Origin of the sequence: Sphingomonas metalli, assembly GCF_014641735.1 — a bacterium.
In the GTDB taxonomy this organism is placed as follows: domain Bacteria; phylum Pseudomonadota; class Alphaproteobacteria; order Sphingomonadales; family Sphingomonadaceae; genus Sphingomonas; species Sphingomonas metalli.
The window spans coordinates 14,020-34,309 of the sequence record NZ_BMIH01000006.1; the positions used below are offsets into that span (position 1 = coordinate 14,020).

Below are 20,290 nucleotides of genomic sequence, written 5' to 3' on the forward strand. Positions count from 1 at the left end.
TGCCCATCATCCCTCAACAGCTGGTGAGGGGTCGGGCAGCGCGCCGCGTAGAAGGGTGCACGAACCTCGTCGGAGTACCTCATGCGTAGTCTCGCCCTTCCTGCCGCCCTCGCTCTCCTGAGCCTCGCCAGTGCGGCGCAGGCTCACCCGAAGCTCGTTGTGGCCTCACCCGCGCCCAACGCGACCGTTGCCAAGCCCGCGCGTGTCGCTTTGCAGTTCAGCGAGAAGCTGATGCCGAAATTCTCTGGCGCGGACCTGATGATGACGGGCCATGGCGGCGCCACGCACCCGCCGATGAAGGTTGCAGCCACCACCCAGGTTGCACCCGACGGTCGAACGCTGGTCGTGGTGCCCAAGTCGCCGCTCGGTGCGGGCCGCTACAGCGTCGCATGGCACGTCGTCTCGGCCGACACGCATCGGGTGTCCGGCAACTTCGCCTTCGCGGTGAAGTGAGGTGGACGCCGACTGGCCGCTGATCGGGGTCCGCTTCGCGCTTTATGCGACGTTGAGCGGGCTGTTCGGCCTGTCGGCGTTCAGCCTCTACGGGCTCAAGGCCGGGGAGCGCGCAGACGCACTCGCCTTGCGCCCCTGGCTGGTGGGGACCGGGCTGCTCGGCCTTCTGTTTTCCGGCATCGCGCTCGTCCTCCTCGCAGCGGCGATGGCAGGTGCGCCGGCGTGGCCGATCGATTGGGAAGCGATCGGGATGCTGCTTACCGGGTCCGCGACGGGCACGGCGTGGGAAGCGCGCATGGTCGCGCTGATCGTTGCCGTGATCGCCGCGCTGATCGCGGCGGGACGTACCGCGCCGCTCGGCCTGGTGGTGCTCGCGGCGGGCATTGCGCTCGCGACGCTCGCTTGGACGGGCCATGGCGCGATGGATGAGGGCGCGACGGGCTGGGTCCATCTATTGGCCGATATTCTGCACCTGTTGGCGGCCGGCGCCTGGGTCGGTGCACTGCTCGGGTTGACGCTGCTCGTGGTGCGGCCGGCAGCTCGCGTCGACGTCGCGCATCTCAGACTGACCCACCGGGCGCTGCACGGCTTCGGTATGGTCGGCACGATCGTTGTCGGCACGATCGTTGTGACGGGTCTGGTGAATGGCTGGCTGCTGGTCGGTGCCAGCAATCTGCCAAGACTTCCCACCTCCCTGTACGGCCAGCTCCTCCTCGCCAAGCTGGCGCTGTTCGGCGCGATGCTGGGGCTGGCCTCCCTCAATCGCTTTCGGCTGACGCCGGCGTTCGAGCGCTCAGTTGCCGCGCGCGATCATCGGGCTGCGCTCGGTGCTCTGCGGCGCAGCCTCGCGATCGAGGCGAGCTGTGCCGTCACGATCCTGGCGCTGGTTGCTTGGCTGGGGATGCTCGAGCCTCCCGCAACGGCGATGTAAGGAGCGGGCGGCCGATCGCCGCCCGCCCATCGCCGATCAGGCGGCCATCTTCTCGCATGCGTCGGCGCAGCGCTCGCACGCGGCGACACAGTCTTCCATGCCGTCGAGACCCCGGCAGCTCTCCGCGCAAGCTCGGCAGATCCGGGCGCAGATGCCGCAAACGAGCTTATGCTGGTCGGACCCGCGCGCCATAAAATCGAGCGAGGTGGCGCAAATCTGCGCGCAATCGAGCATGATCTTGATGTGGTCGGGCGCGGCGTGGGCCCCGCCCACCTCGAGGCAGTGTTGGGTGGTCATCGACAGGCAGGTGACATGGCAGTGGTGGCAGGCGTCCATGCAAGCCTGCATCTCGGCGCTCATATGATCGTGCATCGGTGATCTCCGCGTGAGCCCCCGCTCAAGGGGGAATACGCGCCTCGTCGCCTCGGCCCTCACCGGGAGTCCGATCGACCGATGCGCCGAACGGCGCATGTAACCCGTTCACTTTTCGTTCCTTCACGCGTTACAAGGGCGCGAAGGGAATCATATGCTGCCACTGATGCAGCCGGTCCCGCTCGCCGACGTGCCGCAGGGAACCGTTCTCCGCATCGTCGGCGCAGCAGGAGCCGGCTTTCCGAGCCCCGCCCAGGATTGGGAAGATGACGGGATAAGCCTGATCGAACTGCTCCGGCTCGATCGGGCGGCCAGTTTCGTGTTCCGGATCAGCGGCAGCAGCATGATCGAGGCCGGCATCCACGACAACGACGTGGTGGTCGTCGACCGCGATACCCGCCCCGTCGAGGGCCATATCGTGATCGCGATCGTCGATGGTGGCTTTGTCTGCCGCCAGCTCGTCCGGCGCTCCGGGGCCATGTTCCTGGAGGCGCGCAATAGCCGGCAATGCTATGAGGCGACCTCGGCCGAGGGTGTCGAAATCTGGGGTGTGGTGCGGACCGGCGTCCGCGACTACCGGCGCTAGCCGGTGTCGTGGGCAATCGTCGACGTCGCGAACTTCTACGTCAGCGCGGAGCGGCTGTTCGACCCCTCGCTGCGCGGCGTGCCGGTCATCGTGCTGTCCAACAACGACGGGTGCGCCGTTGCGCGGAGCGAGGAAGCCAAGGCGCTGCACGTCCGAATGGGCGAGCCCGTTTTCAAAATCCGGGATCGGATCAAGCGTCACGGCATCCAGCTGCGATCCAGCAATTATGAGCTGTATGCAGACCTCAACCGCCGCTTCAACGCGGTCATCGCCGATCATTCCGACCTGGTGGAGATCTACTCGATCGACGAGAGCTTCTTCCGCTTGCCGGCACTGGCGAACGGGCTCGGCGATGTGGGAACGGCCCATCGGGTTCGCGAGGACATCGCCCGATCGGTCGGCCTGCCGACGAGGATCGGGCTCGGCCCGACCCGCACGCTGTCCAAGGTGGCAAACGCCCTCGCCAAGGCGACCGAGAAGGTCTGGGGCGGCGTGGTCGACTTGCACGACCTCGAACTGCGCCGGCGGCTGTTCGAGCATTGGCCGGTGGGTGAGGTGTGGGGGATCGGGAGCGCACTCGAAGCGCGGCTTCGCCCCCTCGGCGTGAAAACCACGGCGGACCTGGCGGCGCTGCCGCCCGCGGTCGCGCGCGATATCGGAACGGTGGTGCTCGAACGCCTCGTGCGCGAACTGGGCGGGATCGAATGCGACGACTTCAAGGTTGCCCCCGAACCGCTCAAGGCGACGGCGGTTACGCGGCAGTTCGGGGAGCCTGTAACCGCGCTGCCCGAACTGCGCGAAGCCATGGCGCGACGCGCGGCGCGTGCGGCGGAGAAAATCCGTGCGCAAGGGTTGGCGGCGAGCCGCCTGATCGCCTTCGCGCATGGCTCCCGATACAAGCCGAACCCGCCCTCCGCGTCGCGATCGGCACGCCTGTCGCCTCCGACCAACGACCCCCGTGTTATCGTCGGCATCGCGGGAAAGATGATGGAGACGATGTTCCAGCCCGGCGGGGTTTACACCAAGTGCGGCGTCCTGCTCGAAGACCTGTCCCCGGAAGGGCAGGGGCAAGCGGACCTGTTCGCGACGGCTGACCCCAAGGCACCCGGGCTTCTCGCCGCAATGGACGGGTTGAACGCCCGTTACGGTCGCAACACAGTCATCCTTGCGGCGCAGGGCTGTGGGGGGCGATCGTTCGACACCAAGCGGTCGCAGAAGAGCCCGGCCTGGACGACGCGCATCGGGGAGATCCCGGTAGCTCGCTAGTCGGCGCGGACCGGATCGGTATATCGGGACGCCATGTGTAATCGCGCCCGCATGTCGAATGAGCCCGAAACCCTATGGGGATCGGCCGCGAAGCTGTTTAGCGAGCGGCCCCGCGACAACCGGTTTGACCCGCGCGAGCTGCGCCCCAAGAGCCGCAACTATGTCATCCGCGAACAGGGCGGGGAGCGAGCCTGGGACGTGATGACCTGGGACGTGCTCGGCGGGAAGGCGGCGTGGCCGATGACCAACGTGCGCCAGCTCGGCCTCCCGCAATGGCGCAGGCTGGCAGAGAAGCCGGAGAACCGCTGTCTGGTGCCGTTGACCGAGTTCTGCGAGTTCACGCCCGACAAGCATGATCTGGGTGACGGCAAACCACCGCTGAAGGGGGAGATGTGGTTCGGCGTGACCGATCAGCCTGTGTTCGCGGTCGCCGGTTTCTGGCAGCGTACCGAGGGCGGCAACGGCTTCACGATGGTGACGTGCAACCCCAATTCGCTGGTGGCGCCGATCCACCCCAAGGCGATGATCACGATCCTTGAGCCGAGCGACATCGATACGTGGCTGCGCGGCTCCTATGACGAAATCGTTGGCCTGCAAAAACCCTACGATCCCGACCGGATGACGGTGCGCGGACCGGTGTTCCCGACCCGTCGTAACGAACGCTAACCGCTCGCGTTAGGGGCGAAAGCTTCCAGGATACGGCAGTCAGCCATCGTACCGCCGGCGCAGCTCGCGATCGCGCTGGCCAGTTCGCGACGGAGTGCGGTCAGGTCCGCGATCTTGCGGTCGATCTCTTCCAGGTGATGCGTGGCGAGCTTGTCTACGGTGCCGCAATCACGATCGCGCTGCGCGGCCAGGTTCAACAGCGCTCGCACCTCGTCTAGTGAGAAGCCAAGATCGCGCGTGCGGCGGATGAAGCGCAGTCGCTCCAGATCCTCCGGACGGTAAGAGCGGTAGTTTCCATCCGTCCGCGCAGGGGGAGCGATGAGTCCAGCACGCTCGTAATAGCGGACGGTCTCCACCTTCGTGCCCGTTGCGGCCGCGAGCTTGCCGATCGTCAGTGCATTCATCTCTTGACCCTGTACCAACTACAGGGTCCATATAGGCCGTCGCATCGAATACTCGAAGGGCGACGACGCATGGCTTGCAGCGATTGCTGCTCAGTTCCGGATCGCAGTGCGATCAACGATCCCGCGTATCGTCGCGCCCTCTGGATCGTCGTTCTACTCAACCTGGGTTTCGGCCTCATCGAGATCGTCGGCGGGTTTGTCGCCGACAGCCAAGCGCTCAAGGCCGATGCCCTCGACTTCATCGGTGATGGGACGATCTCGCTCTTCGGCCTGATCGCACTAGGGTGGACCGCGCAGGCCCGGTCGAGGATCGCGCTAGCACAGGGACTCTTTCTCGGCGCGCTCGGCTTAGGAGTGATCGGGTTCGCCGCTTGGCGCGCGCTCAACGCAGTGGCGCCAGAGGCCGAGCTGATGGGCGGGATCGGGGTGGTTGCCCTGATCGTCAATGTCAGTGCAGCGCTGGTTCTCTCTCGCTTCCGTGAAGGCGATGCCAATGTTCGGGCAATCTGGCTGTTCAGCCGCAACGATGCGGTCGCGAACATCGCGGTGATCGCGGCGGCCGCTTTGGTCGCGTGGACGGGGCAGGCGTGGCCCGACCTCGCCGTTGCCGGCGTTATCGCACTGCTGTTTCTACACTCGGCCTGGGAAATCACGCGCGGTGCCCTCGCCGAGATGGGTGAAAAAGGGTGACGGCGCTCGATCGGACCTCCGAGATCGCACGGGCACGCCGCAAGAGTGGATCTCGACGGCCGCGTCACCTCGGCACCGGAAAGGTGGGGCGGAAGGGCTGGCTTCGCGCGATGCTGCCCTTCGTCGCATGTCTGATGCTGGTGCTCGTCGGCTGGACCGGCACGGCGAACGCCGGCGGGAACGGCACGTGCATCGATGTCCCGCAGACCGAGATGGCGATGCATGTCGCGGTAGACTGCGATCAGGTCCCCGCCGACGCGGACAAGAATTTCCCGCATCATCACGCCGCCTGCCACGGTCACTGTGTGGCGACGCCGGGCGAGAGCCGCGTGGCCATCGCGCTGCCTCCAAGACCGGTCGGATTTACGCATGAAACGGCGCCGCTCTGGTTGTCGCACCAGGGCGATGCGGCGCTGCGACCACCACAGGCCTGACGCGCGGGCGCTCAGGCGCCCTGACCCCCGTTCGTCAGGAGCATTTGGAATGAAACGCGTGATGGCGGCCGTCCTGGCCGCGACAGCCTGTGCGGCGATCTCGTCGGCACAGGCACAGGACACCGAGGCGGCGGCACCGTCATTGACCCTCGACGAAGCGCTTGCCGCGGCAGGCGCCGTGTCGCCCGCGATCGAGGCCTCCCGATCCGGGATCAAGGCGGCCGAGGCGCAGCGTGCGGTCGCGGGCCTGCGGCCCAATCCCTCGCTCGACGCCATGACCGAGAATGTCGCCGGGACCGGCATGTACCGTGGGCTGCGCTCGTCCGAAACAACGGTCGGGCTCTCCCTGCCGCTCGAACTTGGCGGCAAGCGATCGGCCCGGGTCGCCGTCGCCGAAGCGCAGCTCGACCGCGCATCGCTCGATGCGGCGATCGCTCAAGCCGACCTTCGGCTGCGCGTGACGCAAGCTTATAACGATGCCGTGGCAGGCCAGCGCCGCGCCGCGACAGCCCGCGAGCAGGTGGGGATCGCGGCCGAGGTGCTGCGCGCCGCCCGGGTCCGCGTCGCGGCAGGGCGCGCGTCACCGCTCGAAGAGCAGCGCGCCGACGTCGCCCGGCTCAATGCCGAAGGGGCGGCCGAGCGGGCAGAACGCTCGGCGCAGGTCGCGCTCGGCAACCTCGCCCGGCTGATCGGGCGCGGTGCCTCGACCCTCGACGCCGCCTGGTTCGCGCGGATCGAAGGCGCGGGGCCACGTCTGCCGGTCCGCAGTGAAGGCAGCCTGGCCGCTGCGGCCGCACAGGCGGACCTCACGACCGCTACGGCGCAGGTTCGGCTCGCCCGAAGCCAGCGCATACCCGATGTGACGGTCAGCGCGTCGGCGCGCCGGCTGGAAGCGACCAACGACACGGCTGCGGTATTCGGCGTCTCCGTCCCGCTGCCGCTGTTCAACAACGGCCGCGCCGCGGTAGACCTGGCCTCGGCACAGCGCAGCCAAGCCGATGCACAACGCCGGGTCGCGCTGCTCGACGCCGAACAGGCCATCGCATCCGCTGAAGCCGACGTTGCCAACGCCGCCACCACCGCGCGCAACGCTACGGGGCCGACGCTCGCCGCGGCGCAGGAAGCCGCCCGGATCGCCCGGATCGGCTACCGTGAGGGCAAATTCGGGCAGTTGGACCTCCTCGAGGCGGAGCGCACGCTCGCCGACACCCGCGCGGCCGCGATCGACGCACTCGCAGCCTACCATGACGCACAGGCCCGGCTCGAGCGGCTCGCCGCCCCGGCGCCTACCGACGCGAAGGACGCACGATGAAGAACAATCACGCGCGGATGCTGCTGTCCGCATTGCTTCCACTCGCGCTCGTCGCCTGCGGCGGGGGCGAGAAGAAGGCCGACGACATGGCCGACATGGAAGGGGTGGAGAAGGGCGAGGGGGGCGAGAAGAAGGCCGACAAGGACGCGGTGACGCTCTCCGCGCGACAGATTGCCGATGCTGGCATCGAGGTCGGGCGTCCCACCATTGGCGGCGTCGCGGGCGCAATTGAGCTGCCCGCGCTCGTCCAAGGCGATCCTCAGGGCGTCCAAGTGGTCTCCGCGACGATTGGCGGGCGCCTCGTCGCGCTCACCCGCAATCTCGGCCAGTCCGTCAGGCAGGGCGATCCCATCGCGGTGATCGAGAGCCGCGAAGCCGCCTCGCTGAAGGCGGAGGTGGAAGCTGCCCGCGCGCGCGCCGCGCTCGCGCAATCGAACCTCCGGCGCGAGCAGCGACTGTTCGCCGAGCGCGTGTCGCCCGAGCAGGATCTGGTCGCGGCCCGCACCGCGGCGACCGAAGCCAATATCGCGCTGCGCCTGGCGCAGCAGCAGCTCGGCGCGACGGGGGGCGGGGGTGGTGCGCTCAATCGCATCGCCATGCGCTCGCCGATCTCGGGGCAGGTGATCGCGCGTCCCGCGGTGCTCGGCCAGACGGTCGATGCAAATGCCGAGCTATACCGGGTGGCGAACCTGTCGCGCGTGACGATCGCGGCATCGGTGTCGCCGGCGGATGCCGGTCGCATCCGGCCCGGGACGCGCGTCGAGGTGACGGCTGCCGGTCGTCGGCAGGAAGGCCGGGTCTCGTTCGTCTCGCCGGCGCTCGATGAGAGCACCCGCCTCGTCCAGGTCATCGCCACGCTCGACAATGGCGGGGGTACGTGGCGCGTGGGCGAACCGGTCACCGCGAGCTTCATGCTCCCCGCGACCGGAGACCGGAGCATCGCGGTGCCGTCGACGGCGGTGCAGAGCGTCGAGAACCGCACGGTCGTCTTCGTCCGAACGCCGACCGGCTTTCGCGCCGTGCCGGTTACGACGGGTCGCCGCAACGGCGACCAGGTCATCATCAGCTCCGGCCTGACCGGCCAGGAGCAGATCGCCACCACGAACTCGTTCACCCTGAAAGCCGAACTCGGCAAGGGTGGCGAGATGGACATGGACTGAGCCCATGATCTCCCGCCTCGTCACCTTCTCGGTCGAGCGGCGCTGGCTCGTCCTGCTGCTCACCCTCGTCGCCGCGCTTGCGGGCGTTTTCGCTCTTCAGCGCCTTCCCATCGACGCCGTGCCCGACATCACCAACAACCAGGTTCAGGTGAATGTGCTGGCGCCCTCGCTGTCGCCCGATCAGATCGAGCGGCAGGTCTCCTTCACCATCGAAACCTCGCTGAAGGGCATTCCGGGGCTCGCCTATACGCGCTCGCTCAACCGCAATGGCTTTGCCCAGATCACGGCCGTCTTCACCGATGCGACCGATATCTATTTCGCCCGCCAGCAGGTCGCGGAGCGGATGCGGATGGCCGAGGATCGCCTCCCGCAGGGTGTCATGCCCGAGATGGGTCCGATCGCCACTGGTCTCGGCGACATCTTCATGTGGACGGTGGAGTTTCAGGAACGCAACCATGTGAAGCACCGCGATGGTGAGCCGGGGCTCCAGCGCGACGGCAGCTACATCACGCCGGCAGGCGAGCACCTTGTCGATGAGCGGGATAAGGCGACCTTCCTCCACACCGTCCAGGAATGGATCGTCGCGCCGCAGCTCCGCGGCACGGAAGGCGTCGCGGGCGTCGACTCGCTAGGTGGTTTCGACCGTGAATACCTGGTCACTCCGGACCTGCAGCGCCTGGCCTCGATGCGGCTCAGCGTCCAGGACCTCGCAACCGCACTCGAACGCAGCAACACGAGTATCGGCGCGGGCACAATCAATCGAAACGGCGAAGGGCTGTTCGTCCGCTCGGATGCGCGGGTGCGGACGGCCGACGAGCTGTCGCGCACCGTGGTCGCGACACGCGAGGGGGTGCCCGTCCTGCTCAGCCAGGTTGCGACCGTGAAGGCGGGCCAGGGTATCCGCACCGGCTCGGCATCCGAAAACGGCCACGAGGTCGTGGTCGGTACTGCCGTGATGCGGATCGGTGGGAACAGCCGCACCGTCGCGACCGATGTCGGCGAACGACTACAGGAAGTCGGCCGGTCGCTGCCGACCGACATCGTGGTCAAGCCGGTGCTGGACCGCACCCGCCTCGTCGACTCCACGATCACGACCGTGGCGCGCAATCTCGCCGAAGGGGCGGTGCTGGTCATCGTGGTGCTGTTCGCGCTGCTCGGCAACTTCCGGGCGGCGCTCATCGCGGCCATGGTAATCCCCATCACCATGCTGCTCACCGCCACCGGCATGCTGCGCGCTGGTGTGTCCGCCAATCTGATGAGCCTCGGCGCACTCGACTTCGGCCTGATCGTCGACGGTGCGGTCATCATCGTCGAGAATGCGCTGCGTCATCTCGGTCACCGGCAGCACGAGGCTGGTGGGCTTCTGCCGCTCAAGGAGCGGCTGGCGATCGTCGCGGCTTCGGCCAGGGAGATGATCCGCCCGTCGGTCTACGGCCAAGCGATCATCATCCTCGTCTACGCGCCGCTGCTCACCTTCTCGGGGGTCGAGGGCAAGATGTTCGAGCCGATGGCGCTCACCGTCATCATCGCGCTCATCTTCGCGTTCGTGCTGTCGCTCACCTTCGTGCCGGCCGCCATCGCGGCGTTCCTGGCGGGCAAGGTCGAGGAGAAGGAGAGCCAGATCGTGGTCTGGCTGAGGCGCCGCTACGAACCGGGCCTCGATGCCGCGATGCGCCGCCCGAGCATCACCGTGGGCGGTGCGCTCGGGGCGGTCGCGCTGGCCGCGCTCGCGTTCACGACCTTGGGGCAGGAGTTCCTGCCGCAGCTCGACGAGGGGAACATCCTCGTTCAGGCCTGGCGCCCGCCCGGCACGTCGGTCGAGCAGAGCCAGCGCATGCAATTCGCGGTCGAGAAGACGATCAGCCGAGAACCCGAAGTGCAGTACGCCTTCTCGCGGACGGGTACGTCCGAGATCGCCAGCGATCCGATGCCGCCCAACGCGACCGATACCTTCGTGATGCTCAAGCCGCGCAATGAGTGGCCTGACCCGAACTTGCCCAAGGTGGACCTGGTCGAGCGGATCGAGAAGAAGGTCTCGACCATTCCGGGGAACGGCTACGAGATCACCCAGCCCATCCAGATGCGCTTCAACGAGCTGATCGCCGGCGTGCGTGGCGACATCGCGGTGAAGGTGTTCGGCGACGACTTCGGCAGCATGAACGCGACCGCACAGCAGATCGCCGAGGTGCTCCGCAAGGTGCCCGGCGCGGCCGATGTCCGCGTCGAGCAAACCGAGGGGCTGCCGCTCCTCGACATCCGCCCCAACCGGGACGCGATGGCCCGGGTCGGGGTCTCGGCCGGCGACGTCCAGGACGTCGTCGCGGCGACGGTCGGCGGCAAACAGGCGGGCATGATCTTCGAAGGCGACGCCCGCTTTCCCGTCGTTATCCGTCTCGGCGAGACCGCGCGCGCCGATCTGCAAACACTCGGCCAGATCCCCGTGCCGACCGCCAACGGGTCGTTCGTGCCGCTGTCGTCCGTGGCCGACATCGGCATCGGCGACGGGCCGAACCAGATCAGCCGCGAGAACGGCAAGCGCCGTGTCGTCGTCCAGGCCAATGTACGCGGACGCGACGTCGCCGGTGTGGTTGAGGAGGCCCAGGCCAAGATCGCGGCACAGGTCGCGTTGCCGGCCGGCACCTACCTGACCTGGGGCGGCCAGTTCGAGAACCTTGCCAGCGCCCGGTCGCGGCTCGCGATCGTGGTGCCGATCTGCTTCGCGGTCATCATGCTGCTGCTCTACGGGGCGCTCGGCTCCGTGCGGGATGCTGCGCTGGTCTTTACCGGCGTGCCGCTGGCGCTGGTCGGCGGCATCCTGGCGCTGGTGCTCAGGGGCATGCCATTCTCAATCTCCGCCGCGGTGGGCTTCATCGCCTTGTCCGGGGTCGCGGTGCTGAACGGGCTGGTGATGGTCTCATCCATCCACGACCTGATGCGCCAAGGCATGGACCGCGCCCGGGCCGCGCGAGAAGGGGCGCTCCTCCGGTTGCGGCCCGTTGCCATGACCGCACTCGTCGCGAGCCTCGGCTTCGTACCGATGGCGCTCGGGCACGGCGCAGGGGCGGAGGTCCAGAAGCCGCTTGCTACGGTGGTGATCGGCGGGCTGATCTCGGCGACGCTGCTGACGCTGTTCGTGCTGCCGACGCTCTATGCCCGCTTCGGTGGGTGGCGTGCGACCGACATGGCCTCCGAGACGGCGGGCACGTTGTCCCCGACCGCGCACGCATGAGCCACGCCCGCGATCGCGGGCGGACGCACCCTCTCTAGCGGCCGCGTTCCTGCCCGCGCTCGGGATGCGTGGGGCCGTGATCGGGAAGCTGCCCGGCAGCGCTGTCGATCACGGCGCCGGTTCTGATCCGGTCGGCGACGAGCTGTCGAGCGGATTCCCCGACCGTGTTGACCGTGCGCGCGCTTTCGCCGCGCTCGCGTGCCTTCTGCATCGCCGCGTCGACGATTGCTTGGGCAGGCGCGAGGCGCGGGTCAGCGTGGTTCTTCTCGGCGGTGTTCTTCAGGAACAGCTCGGCAAGCCGCTCCTGACCTGGCGAAGCACCGGGCGGCAAGATTGGTCGCTCCAGTGAGCGGACGGCGCGCTGGAGCTGAGCGGGCGACTGCGAGTTGATCTGAACCCCGAGCGCCGCGCCGATCTCGCGCACGCGCTCAAGCGGGGTCTGCTGCGGCGTGATGACGGCATCGACCTGACGCACACCGAGATAGGTGAGAAGGTGCGATTGGTAGATCGGACCTTTGGCATGGCGGACATAGGCCAGCTCGGTGCGCGCGTTGGCGATGACAGGGGAGGACGCACCATCCCTGACGAGGCTGCGCAGCCGGTCGGCCGCCTGCTGGCGGGCGGCCGGGAGATAGCGATCCAGCTCCTCGCGTGCCTTGGTCAGCGTCACTCGGTAACGCTGCCCTTCGGGCGGCGCGCGCTGGGGCAGCAAGGCGATCCCGGCGGGACCGATGCGCGCCTCGGGTGCGAGGTCGCGGCGGATCGCCGCCTCGGCGAGCACCGCGGCCATAGGCCGATGATCGCCGGTGAGGAAGCCATGCCGGGACGCGTCCATCCACGCGATCTTGTCGATCGAGGCGATCCTGATGGGATGGCCGGCATCGCGGGCGAGCTGCGCCGCGTGGTGGCGCATCGTCCGCCCGTTTCCCTCGCGGAAAGGGTGGATGGCATTGATCTCGTTGATGTGGTTGCCGAGCCGGTCGAAAAACTCGTCGCGGGCGAGGCCCTTCAGCGCATCGCCCGCCCGCGTATCGGCAAACCGCTTATCGAGCTCGCGCGCGATGTAAGGCACGTGCGCGAAACTGGAGCCGCCCTTGGCGATATTGACGGTGCGATCCTGACCCGCCCAGTCGTAAAGGTCCTGGAAGAGGTGCCGATGTAGGGCGCGATAGCCGTCCGCCGTCGCTGGAAAGGTGAGGCGCGCGGCTTCTGCGCCGCGCGCCAAGGTCAACCTCCGCTCGGCCTCCATGAGGGTCTTGTCGTCCGTGATCCCAAGCCGGTTCCGGAGCGTGTCGGTCCCCGGATAGGTGTAGGGATCGTCTGCCAAGGTCAGGCCGCGATCTGGTGGGTTCCTGGCTTGTAGAGGCCGAGGATGATGGACGGCATGAGCGAAGGGGGAACACCCTCATCGAGCATCATGGCGAACATGGCATCCTCGTCGCCGGTCGGCGTCATGTCCTCGATGACGAGGTTGGCGCGCGCCTCTGCTACGTCCTCGCGCCAGAGCGCGATCTGCTCGGGGGTGCCACGCTCAAAGTCCATGGAGCGGATGCGCTCGCGCAGCGTGTCGAGATTGATCTGGGCCATCGCGTCATCCTTTCGCCGTTAACCCTACGCGCTCCCCCGCGATTTCTCAACAAATCACGTTGGCGCAGGTCCGTTTCGGCACGGTTGATCCGCGCTCAATCGAGCGCGGATCGCTACGCCACAGGCGTTAGTATTCGCTGGCCAGCATGATCGTCAGCACCCGTTTAGTCTGCTCGGGATTCCACGGAGCGTCACTGCCGTAGGTGAGGCTCGTGTCGTAGCAGTCGATCTTCCAGAACACCGTCTGCACAACCGCCTTTGCATCGTCCGGACGGTCCTGCGTCCACGCGCCGGTTGCGAGCTTATAGATCGCGCCGAAATCGTGCTCGCCATGAGGGTCGTTGTTGCCATCGAACTTCGTGAACCGGGTGATCGCGACCAACGCGGCGAAACGGTCCAGCTCGGGGAGGGCCTGGAATCCCATCGTAACGTTGGCGAGGCTCGCGAGGCCAGGGTGGGTACGCGCCGCATCGTTGAGACGCCGGATGGTGTCGATCTGCTCGGGGGTCGGCATGGGTGATCCTCCTTGTTGGCATGGGCCGCAAGGCCGTTCGGCCTCACGGCCCTGCCTGTCCGGCGAGGACGGGATGGGGAGGGGAACGAGAATCTTGGTAAGCTGGCGCGGGCGAGCCGCCCTAGCGCGGCCGGCACCGACGGGGCCGGGCGCCGCGCTTGGCGGCTTACACGGGCGGCAAGATTGTCGTTCGGGAACGAAAGGGCGGCGCCCTTGGCGTTCCCCGGCGCGGGTCGCCCCGCGCCAGACAAACGGATAAGGTTCGGGAGGGGACTTCGGGGGGAAGCGCGAATGTCGAACTGGGCGGAGCGGGCGTCGGCGTCGTTGCTACCGCTCAGCCGCGCGAGCACCCTTGGCGCCGCGCTCAAGGAGTGGACCTATACGGGGCGCTTCTTCGACCTCGAAGCGGCGGACGGCACCTGCGAGCTGTGCGGGCAGCAGGAGCTTCGCTACCATTTCGAGATCGAGAACGACGGCACGTCCGCGTCGTTGCTGGTCGGCTCCGAGTGCATCAAGCGCTTCGAGATCGCCGGCATTGACGAGCAAGGGCGACGGCTCGATGCACGCGATACGGGAAAGCTGGTGGACCGTCACCGCCGCGGCCTGGTGGAGGACGCGCGCAAGCAACGCGTCATGACCGCGCTGCTCAAGCTCGGTCGCAAGGCACCCGACTTCGACGCGCAGAACTTCATCGCCTTCGTCGACGACAAAGGTGCGTTCACCCCCAACCAGGTGGCGATGATCTTCTGGCGGCTCGGCTCGGCCGGGGTGGAGTATCGCCCGGCCGACTGGAAGGTGCGGCTGCGCCGCGACAGCGATATCGGCCAGCTCCGAACGATGAAGCCGGCCGCTTTCAAGCGAGTCATGGCGGCGCTCACCGCGGCGCAGCGGCGCCGGATCGACGAAATCGAGGCTCGCTTAGCTCAGTATGGGCAGCGCTGGCGCGAGTGATGTGCCGCCCGCGGTGCGGACCGTGATTTTCTGCTTTCGTTCCGCTCGGCCCTGACTCATAGAATCGTCATGCCGATCATGCCGGAACATCGCTGGCTGTACCCGATCGACTGGCCCGAGCTGTCCAGGCTGATCCGGTTCGGCCGCGCTAAAGGCCGCTGCGAGCATTGCCGACGGCCGCACGGTGCGCGCGTCTTCCATCTTGGCGATGGTCGCTGGTGGGATGCCGATCGCCGACAGTGGCGCGACGGGCGGGGACGGCGCATCCGTGTCGTCGGGGCAGACGTCGCCGCGATCGTCCGGCTCACGCGGGTGTATATCGCCTGCGCGCACCTCAATCACGACCCGACCGACAATGCGCCGCGCAATCTCGCCGCGCTCTGCCAGCGCTGCCACATGATCCACGACGCGGCCGAGCATCGCCGGCGCCGGTGGTACAACGCCTATCGCAGGCGTGCGCTGGGCGATCTTTTGGCTCTGCTCGATGGGCTGCCGACGATCGGGGCGGGGCAGGGTGTGCCACGTGGCACACCTGCGCGTCACACCGCCTAAGCCCCCCATTCACTCGAACCGCGGTAAGGGAGAAGGCCTATCGCTCTATGATATATCTGCTATGCTGGATATATGGAAAACGAGTTAGCGATCGCGGCACTGGGGGCGTTGGCGCAGGGCACGCGCCTCGACGTGTTTCGTCTGCTGGTGCGGCACGAGCCTGACGGGTTGGCTGCAGGCGAGATCGCCCGCCGGCTGGATGTGCCGCAGAACACGATGTCGGCGCACCTTGGTATTCTGGCCCGTGCCGGCCTCGTTCGCTCCGAACGGCACAGCCGGTCGATCATCTACCGCGCCGACCTCGACGGGCTGCGCGCGCTAACGCTGTTCCTCGTCAAGGATTGCTGTGCCGGCAACGCCGAATTGTGCGGGCCGCTCATCGCCGAACTCGCTCCCTGCTGCTGAAAGGACGCCCCATGAGCCGGACTGACTCGGTCGTCGACATCGTCATCTACCACAATCCCGAGTGCGGCACGTCGCGCAACGCGCTCGCCATGATCCGCAATGCCGGCATCGAGCCGCACGTGGTCGAATATCTGAAGACCCCGCCGTCGCGCGCGCTGCTGGTCGAGCTGATTGAGCGGGCGGGCATCTCGCCGCGCGAGCTGCTGCGCGAGAAAGGCACGCCCTATGCGGAGCTGGGGCTCGGCGACACCACACTGTCCGACGAGGCGCTGGTGGACGCGATGATGGCGCACCCGATCCTCATCAACCGCCCGCTGGTCGTCTCACCCTTGGGCGTGAAGCTCTGCCGCCCGTCCGAAGCCGTCCTCGATCTGTTGCCGAGCGGGCAGCTCGGCGCGTTCGCCAAGGAGGACGGCGAACAGGTGGTGGACGCGTCCGGCGAGCGGGTCGGCTGAGCCCATGTCGACGATCGCCCCTGTCGCCGGACCTGCGCCGGCGCGCGCCGGCATCGGCACCTTCGAGCGCTACCTGACGCTCTGGGTGGCGCTCTGCATCGTTGCCGGCATCGGCTTGGGGCACCTTTTGCCCGGCCTGTTCGCGCGCGTTGCCTCGGCCGAGGTAGCGCGCGTCAACCTCATCGTCGCGGTGCTGATCTGGCTGATGATCGTACCGATGCTGCTCAAGATCGACTTCGGCGCGCTCGGGTCGGTCCGCCAGCATTGGAAGGGGGTGGGCGTCACACTGTTCATCAACTGGGCGGTGAAGCCCTTCTCGATGGCAGCGCTTGGCACATTGTTCATCGGTTGGCTGTTCGCGCCGCTTCTGCCCGCAGGGGAGGGGCCGTCCTACATCGCTGGCCTGATCCTGCTCGCTGCGGCACCGTGCACGGCCATGGTGTTCGTGTGGTCGAACCTGTGCGAGGGCGAGCCGACCTACACGCTGTCCCAGGTCGCGCTGAACGACGTCATCATGGTGTTCCTGTTCGCGCCGCTCGTCGGGCTGCTGCTCGGCGTCGCTTCGGTGACGGTGCCGTGGGACACGCTGCTGATCTCGGTGATGCTCTACATCGTCGTGCCGGTCATCGCCGCCCAGCTCGTGCGCCGTGTCGTGCTGACGAACGGCGGACAAGCCGCGCTCGACCGGCTGCTCGGTCGCTTGGGGCCGGTGTCGCTCGTCTCGCTGCTGGCGACGCTCGTCCTGCTGTTCGGCTTCCAGGGTGAGGCGATCGTGGCGCAGCCGTTGGTGATCGCACTGCTTGCGGTGCCGATCCTCATCCAAGTCTATTTCAATGCAGGTCTAGCCTACTGGCTCTCGCGCCGCTTCGGCGTTGCCTGGTGCGTGGCGGCGCCTGCGGCGCTGATCGGCGCATCCAACTTCTTCGAATTGGCCGTGGCGGCCGCGATCTCGCTGTTCGGGCTCAAGTCGGGCGCGGCGCTGGCCACGGTCGTCGGCGTGCTGGTCGAGGTGCCCGTGATGCTGTCGGTCGTCTCGATCGTGAAAGCATCCCGGGGCTGGTACGAGCGCGGGGCGCACGCATGACCGGCCTCCGCGTCACGTGTCTCGCGCCGGGCGAGCTGGATGATCTGGCCGGCGCGCTGGCAGCCGCCAAGCTGCCGACCGCCGATCTCGCCGAACCCGGCCGCGCCTTCGTCCGCTTCGACGACGACGCTGGGTTGGTCGGGTTCGGCGGGATCGAGGGCGAAGGGTCGGACCGCCTGCTCCGCTCGCTGGTGGTCTTGGCCGATCGCCGGGGCGCCGGCATCGGCGGTGCGATGCTGGCGCTGCTCGAGGGCGAGGCGCGCCGGCTCGGCGCCGAGCGGCTCCACCTTCTGACCGACACCGCGGCGCCATTTTTCCGGGTGAACGGCTATGCAGAGGCCGATCGCGCTGCGGCGCCGCCTGCGGTTGCCGCCTCGCGCGAGTTCACCGCGCTCTGCCCGGCGTCGGCCACCTTTCTCGTGAAAGCTCTTTGATGCCGCTTCGTACGCTCACCGATCCCGACCTCCTGCCGGCACTCGATCCAGCCTATATCCGCGCGCGGCCCGCCACAGGGCTCGGGCCGCTTGATCCGGCACCTCGGATACTCCTGCTCTACGGCAGCTTGCGTGAGCGCTCCTTCTCGCGGCTCGCCACGGAGGAAGCGGCACGCCTGCTGCAGTTATTCGGCGCGGAAACGCGGATCTTCGATCCCTCGACACTGCCGCTCCCCGACCAAGTAGCCGGAGACGATCACCCGGCCGTCCATGAGCTGCGCGAACTGGCGCTGTGGTCCGAGGGCCAAGTCTGGTGCAGCCCGGAACGTCACGGCCAGATCACCGGCATCATGAAAGCGCAGATCGATCACCTGCCGCTCGAGATGAAGGGCATGCGCCCGACCCAGGGCCGTACGCTCGCGGTGATGCAGGTGTCTGGCGGATCGCAGTCGTTCAACGCCGTCAACACGCTGCGGCTGCTCGGCCGCTGGATGCGGATGTTCACGATCCCGAACCAGTCGTCGGTCGCGATGGCCTACAAGGAGTTCGACGAGGCCGGACGCATGAAGCCGTCGAGCTATTATGACCGCATCGTCGACGTGATGGAGGAGCTGGTCCGCTTCACGGTCCTGCTACGGCCACACGCGACGCAGCTCGTAGAACGCTACTCGGAGCGCAAACAGGCCGGCGTGCCGGTCGACACGACGACGGACCTGTCGAGCATCGCGACCGCGCCACAAGGCCGCTGGCGGTGAGCCGCACCACCCGATCGGCAAGGAAGTCGCCACGGCGCCGCCCGACCTCGTGTCGGGCGGCGCGACGCGGACCTGAAAGGGCAGCCGGCGCGCCAGCCCGCCAGGGCTGGCGCGCCGGGGCGACGGGCCGCCTTGCGCTCGTCAGGAGAGGAAAGGGGGTCCGATTATCACCGGACCCCCAGCTTTGCTGTTCAGGCCGTTTCCTCGTCGATCATGCCCTCCTGCTCGCTGCCGTCCTCGTCCATGTCGGCGTCGCATTCCTCCGGCTCGCGCTCCGCTCGGTCAAAGGCACCGATCCGCAGCGGGGCGGGAAGCCAATGGGCGGGCAACCGCTCGGACACGTTCACGGCAAGGTCCGCCTTCTTCTTGATGGTGGCGCAATTCTCGGCACTCGACGCGCCCACTTCCTCGCGCAACAGGTCGATCATCGCAGCACGGCGCATCTTGTCGAACAGGCCGATGGGGGCGGTCCAGCGCGACGCGATGTTCACGCCGCTCGCGCGCACGATCTGCTCGAATTGGTGGTGGCGCTGGCCGGGGGAGCCGCCCGCGAACACCGTGCCGTCCACCGTCATCGCGACAAGCCCGGCCAGCAACGCCATCTTGTCGTCGCTGCCCATGGCACGGATCGCCTCGAACCGGCCTTCGGCGGGAATGGCGGCGAAACGGGTCGCCATCATGTCCTCCACGGCAAGAACGTCGCTCGTCGCCATCAACTCTTGCGCCACGTCGGTCGCGACGGCCTTGGCCTGAACCTCGATCGCCATCTGGTGGCTGTGCGCGCCGTGGAGCAATTGGCCCGCGAGGCTGTCGAGCACGATGTCGAGTGCCAGCGCCGGGTCGGCCGCGACCGCCTCCTGCACGACCCGTGTCTTAATGCGCGTGAGGTCGGCGAACAGGCTGTTGCTGTAAAGCGGGACGGGACCGTCGTGGTTCGCCTTCGGTTTCGGCTCGGCCTTGGCGCGGTAGAAGCTCTTGCCCAGTGATCCGTCATGCGACACCCAAAGGGCCACGCCGCCAACGGCCACCTGCTCGCGATTAAAGGCGCGCAAGCCTTCGGTGATCGCGTCGCGCTCGTCCGATAGCGGGTCGATCCGCTCGCTGTCCTCGCCCTCGGCCTCTGCGATGGCCTCGATCTCGGCGTCGATCGCGGTAAGCCTCGTCGCCTCGTCGTGGGTCGGCTCGCGCGTCGCCGGGTACATGCTGCCCTTCATATAGAGGTCGTAAGGGCGTTCGAGCGCCGCACGGACTTCGTGCCACCCGATAGCGCGATACTCGTCCGCGAGTGCGTCCAGCTTCTCTTCTGCCAGTTCTCGCACAAGCTCGGGATCTCCGCAAAGCCTTCGGCCCCTTGGCTGAACAGGTCGACCGTGATCGTACCGCCTTTGGCCTCGTAAGCCTCCCGCCCGACGAACAGGAACGGGCCGCTGGTGGTGTCCACCTTCTCGGTGGTGAGCATCCGGCGGATAGTGTGCGCGTGGCCGTTCGCGGCCTTCCAGACCTTCATCTGCTGGCTGTGATCGTCGGTGAGGGTGAGCGCACGTGCGGCCTCAAGGCTCAACTGATCCTTGGCGATCAGGTCGATCAGCGCCGGGGCAAGCGCAGACAGGCGGAGCATCTTGTAGACGAAGCTGACCGCCTGACCGAACCGGGCCGCAATCTCCTCGGCGTCCATGCCCGTGTCGCGGAGCGCGGCGAAGGCGCGGATGCTGTCGGCAGGGTGCATGTCCTCGCGCTGGAAATTCTCGGCGAGCGACAGTTCGATGGCTTCTTCCTTGGTCCGCAACTCAACCGGGAAGGTGTCGCTGCTCTTGATCCGCTTACGCTTCACCAAGATTTTGAGCGCGCGGTAACGCCGCCCTCCGGCAAAAACCCACAACAGCCCCTCGTCCTCATAGGCGACAAGGTTCTGCAACAGCCCGTGCGCTTCGATGTCGTCGGCCATCGCCTCGACGGCGGACGGCTTCACGCGGCGCTGGTTGAGCGGGGAAAGGCGAAGCTGGGCGAGCTTGGGATGGATGATAGCCATGATGATGCTCCGTGATCTGGA

24 protein-coding genes are annotated in these 20,290 nt (G+C 67.5%); 17 read left to right on the forward strand and 7 right to left on the reverse strand.

Annotated features, from left to right (window positions below):
* Nucleotides 1-81: 81 nt before the first annotated feature.
* Together copC and copD are read left to right on the forward strand one after the other, a co-directional pair.
* Nucleotides 82-453: a copper homeostasis periplasmic binding protein CopC gene (gene copC, locus IEX18_RS17280; RefSeq protein WP_093008123.1), complete on the forward strand. Its 372-nt coding sequence runs from the start codon at nucleotides 82-84 to the stop codon at nucleotides 451-453.
* Between the two features lies 1 nt (nucleotide 454).
* Nucleotides 455-1,384, forward strand: coding sequence for a copper homeostasis membrane protein CopD (copD, locus tag IEX18_RS17285; RefSeq protein WP_188660883.1), 930 nt, complete (start codon nucleotides 455-457; stop codon nucleotides 1,382-1,384).
* A 36-nt stretch (nucleotides 1,385-1,420) separates the two neighbouring features.
* On the opposite strand, the gene IEX18_RS17290 is transcribed toward copD, so the two are convergent.
* Entirely contained in the window at nucleotides 1,421-1,744 is a 324-nt protein-coding gene (locus tag IEX18_RS17290) for a four-helix bundle copper-binding protein (protein ID WP_229664686.1), read from the reverse strand.
* Nucleotides 1,745-1,910: 166 nt separating this feature from the next.
* On the opposite strand from IEX18_RS17290, the gene IEX18_RS17295 reads away from it, so the two are divergent.
* The 3 genes from IEX18_RS17295 to IEX18_RS17305 are packed head-to-tail and all read left to right on the forward strand — an operon-like array spanning nucleotide 1,911 to nucleotide 4,274.
* Entirely contained in the window at nucleotides 1,911-2,342 is a 432-nt protein-coding gene (locus IEX18_RS17295) for a LexA family protein (RefSeq protein WP_116462783.1), read from the forward strand.
* A gap of 3 nt (nucleotides 2,343-2,345) precedes the next feature.
* On the forward strand, nucleotides 2,346-3,608 hold the full coding sequence (locus IEX18_RS17300; protein WP_188660886.1) for a Y-family DNA polymerase: 1,263 nt from the start codon (nucleotides 2,346-2,348) through the stop codon (nucleotides 3,606-3,608).
* A 33-nt stretch (nucleotides 3,609-3,641) separates the two neighbouring features.
* Nucleotides 3,642-4,274, forward strand: a complete 633-nt coding sequence (locus IEX18_RS17305) for an SOS response-associated peptidase family protein (RefSeq protein WP_116462782.1) — start codon at nucleotides 3,642-3,644, stop codon at nucleotides 4,272-4,274.
* Here IEX18_RS17305 and IEX18_RS17310 read toward each other — a convergent pair.
* Nucleotides 4,271-4,678: a MerR family transcriptional regulator gene (locus tag IEX18_RS17310; RefSeq protein ID WP_116462781.1), complete on the reverse strand. Its 408-nt coding sequence runs from the start codon at nucleotides 4,676-4,678 to the stop codon at nucleotides 4,271-4,273. The genes IEX18_RS17305 and IEX18_RS17310 overlap by 4 nt on opposite strands.
* A 69-nt stretch (nucleotides 4,679-4,747) precedes the next feature.
* On the opposite strand from IEX18_RS17310, the gene IEX18_RS17315 reads away from it, so the two are divergent.
* From IEX18_RS17315 to IEX18_RS17335, 5 genes are all read left to right on the forward strand, one after another.
* A complete protein-coding gene (locus IEX18_RS17315; RefSeq protein WP_116462780.1) occupies nucleotides 4,748-5,368 on the forward strand; it encodes a cation efflux transmembrane domain-containing protein in 621 nt (206 codons plus the stop codon).
* A gap of 110 nt (nucleotides 5,369-5,478) precedes the next feature.
* The gene (locus IEX18_RS17320) at nucleotides 5,479-5,802 is read left to right on the forward strand and encodes a hypothetical protein (RefSeq protein ID WP_133177375.1); all 324 of its coding nucleotides are present in this window, start codon (nucleotides 5,479-5,481) and stop codon (nucleotides 5,800-5,802) included.
* Between the two features lie 49 nt (nucleotides 5,803-5,851).
* Entirely contained in the window at nucleotides 5,852-7,114 is a 1,263-nt protein-coding gene (locus tag IEX18_RS17325; protein WP_188660889.1) for a TolC family protein, read from the forward strand.
* Nucleotides 7,111-8,274, forward strand: a complete 1,164-nt coding sequence (locus IEX18_RS17330) for an efflux RND transporter periplasmic adaptor subunit (RefSeq protein ID WP_188660892.1) — start codon at nucleotides 7,111-7,113, stop codon at nucleotides 8,272-8,274. The genes IEX18_RS17325 and IEX18_RS17330 overlap by 4 nt, the downstream gene beginning before the upstream one ends.
* 4 nt (nucleotides 8,275-8,278) lie before the next feature.
* A complete protein-coding gene (locus tag IEX18_RS17335) occupies nucleotides 8,279-11,503 on the forward strand; it encodes an efflux RND transporter permease subunit (protein WP_188660895.1) in 3,225 nt (1,074 codons plus the stop codon).
* 34 nt (nucleotides 11,504-11,537) lie between these two features.
* On the opposite strand, the gene IEX18_RS17340 is transcribed toward IEX18_RS17335, so the two are convergent.
* The 3 genes from IEX18_RS17340 to IEX18_RS17350 form a co-directional block, all read right to left on the reverse strand.
* Entirely contained in the window at nucleotides 11,538-12,752 is a 1,215-nt protein-coding gene (locus tag IEX18_RS17340) for a Fic/DOC family protein (RefSeq protein ID WP_229664687.1), read from the reverse strand.
* An 80-nt stretch (nucleotides 12,753-12,832) separates the two neighbouring features.
* Nucleotides 12,833-13,090 (reverse strand): hypothetical protein, encoded by a 258-nt coding sequence (locus IEX18_RS17345; protein ID WP_041043231.1) that lies wholly within the window; start codon nucleotides 13,088-13,090, stop codon nucleotides 12,833-12,835.
* Nucleotides 13,091-13,217: 127 nt separating this feature from the next.
* Nucleotides 13,218-13,604: a DUF3768 domain-containing protein gene (locus tag IEX18_RS17350; RefSeq protein ID WP_041043230.1), complete on the reverse strand. Its 387-nt coding sequence runs from the start codon at nucleotides 13,602-13,604 to the stop codon at nucleotides 13,218-13,220.
* Nucleotides 13,605-13,895: 291 nt separating this feature from the next.
* On the opposite strand from IEX18_RS17350, the gene IEX18_RS17355 reads away from it, so the two are divergent.
* From IEX18_RS17355 to arsH, 7 genes are all read left to right on the forward strand, one after another.
* Nucleotides 13,896-14,555: a hypothetical protein gene (locus IEX18_RS17355; RefSeq protein WP_058733676.1), complete on the forward strand. Its 660-nt coding sequence runs from the start codon at nucleotides 13,896-13,898 to the stop codon at nucleotides 14,553-14,555.
* A gap of 69 nt (nucleotides 14,556-14,624) precedes the next feature.
* Nucleotides 14,625-15,107, forward strand: a complete 483-nt coding sequence (locus IEX18_RS17360) for a hypothetical protein (protein WP_058733677.1) — start codon at nucleotides 14,625-14,627, stop codon at nucleotides 15,105-15,107.
* Nucleotides 15,108-15,179: 72 nt separating this feature from the next.
* The gene (locus IEX18_RS17365; RefSeq protein WP_041043227.1) at nucleotides 15,180-15,512 is read left to right on the forward strand and encodes an ArsR/SmtB family transcription factor; all 333 of its coding nucleotides are present in this window, start codon (nucleotides 15,180-15,182) and stop codon (nucleotides 15,510-15,512) included.
* Nucleotides 15,513-15,523: 11 nt separating this feature from the next.
* The gene (gene arsC / locus IEX18_RS17370; RefSeq protein ID WP_058733678.1) at nucleotides 15,524-15,967 is read left to right on the forward strand and encodes an arsenate reductase (glutaredoxin); all 444 of its coding nucleotides are present in this window, start codon (nucleotides 15,524-15,526) and stop codon (nucleotides 15,965-15,967) included.
* A gap of 4 nt (nucleotides 15,968-15,971) precedes the next feature.
* On the forward strand, nucleotides 15,972-17,051 hold the full coding sequence (gene arsB / locus IEX18_RS17375) for an ACR3 family arsenite efflux transporter (RefSeq protein ID WP_058733679.1): 1,080 nt from the start codon (nucleotides 15,972-15,974) through the stop codon (nucleotides 17,049-17,051).
* Complete coding sequence (gene arsN2, locus IEX18_RS17380) at nucleotides 17,048-17,485, forward strand: arsenic resistance N-acetyltransferase ArsN2 (RefSeq protein ID WP_052490788.1); 438 nt, start codon at nucleotides 17,048-17,050, stop codon at nucleotides 17,483-17,485. The genes arsB and arsN2 overlap by 4 nt, the downstream gene beginning before the upstream one ends.
* A complete protein-coding gene (gene arsH / locus IEX18_RS17385; protein WP_041043294.1) occupies nucleotides 17,485-18,240 on the forward strand; it encodes an arsenical resistance protein ArsH in 756 nt (251 codons plus the stop codon). The genes arsN2 and arsH overlap by 1 nt, the downstream gene beginning before the upstream one ends.
* A gap of 191 nt (nucleotides 18,241-18,431) precedes the next feature.
* On the opposite strand, the gene IEX18_RS18690 is transcribed toward arsH, so the two are convergent.
* On the reverse strand, nucleotides 18,432-19,559 hold the full coding sequence (locus IEX18_RS18690; protein WP_229664688.1) for a hypothetical protein: 1,128 nt from the start codon (nucleotides 19,557-19,559) through the stop codon (nucleotides 18,432-18,434).
* A complete protein-coding gene (locus IEX18_RS18695) occupies nucleotides 19,451-20,269 on the reverse strand; it encodes a ParB/RepB/Spo0J family partition protein (RefSeq protein WP_229664689.1) in 819 nt (272 codons plus the stop codon). Before IEX18_RS18695 ends, IEX18_RS18690 begins: the two co-directional genes overlap by 109 nt.
* Nucleotides 20,270-20,290 lie beyond the last annotated feature (21 nt).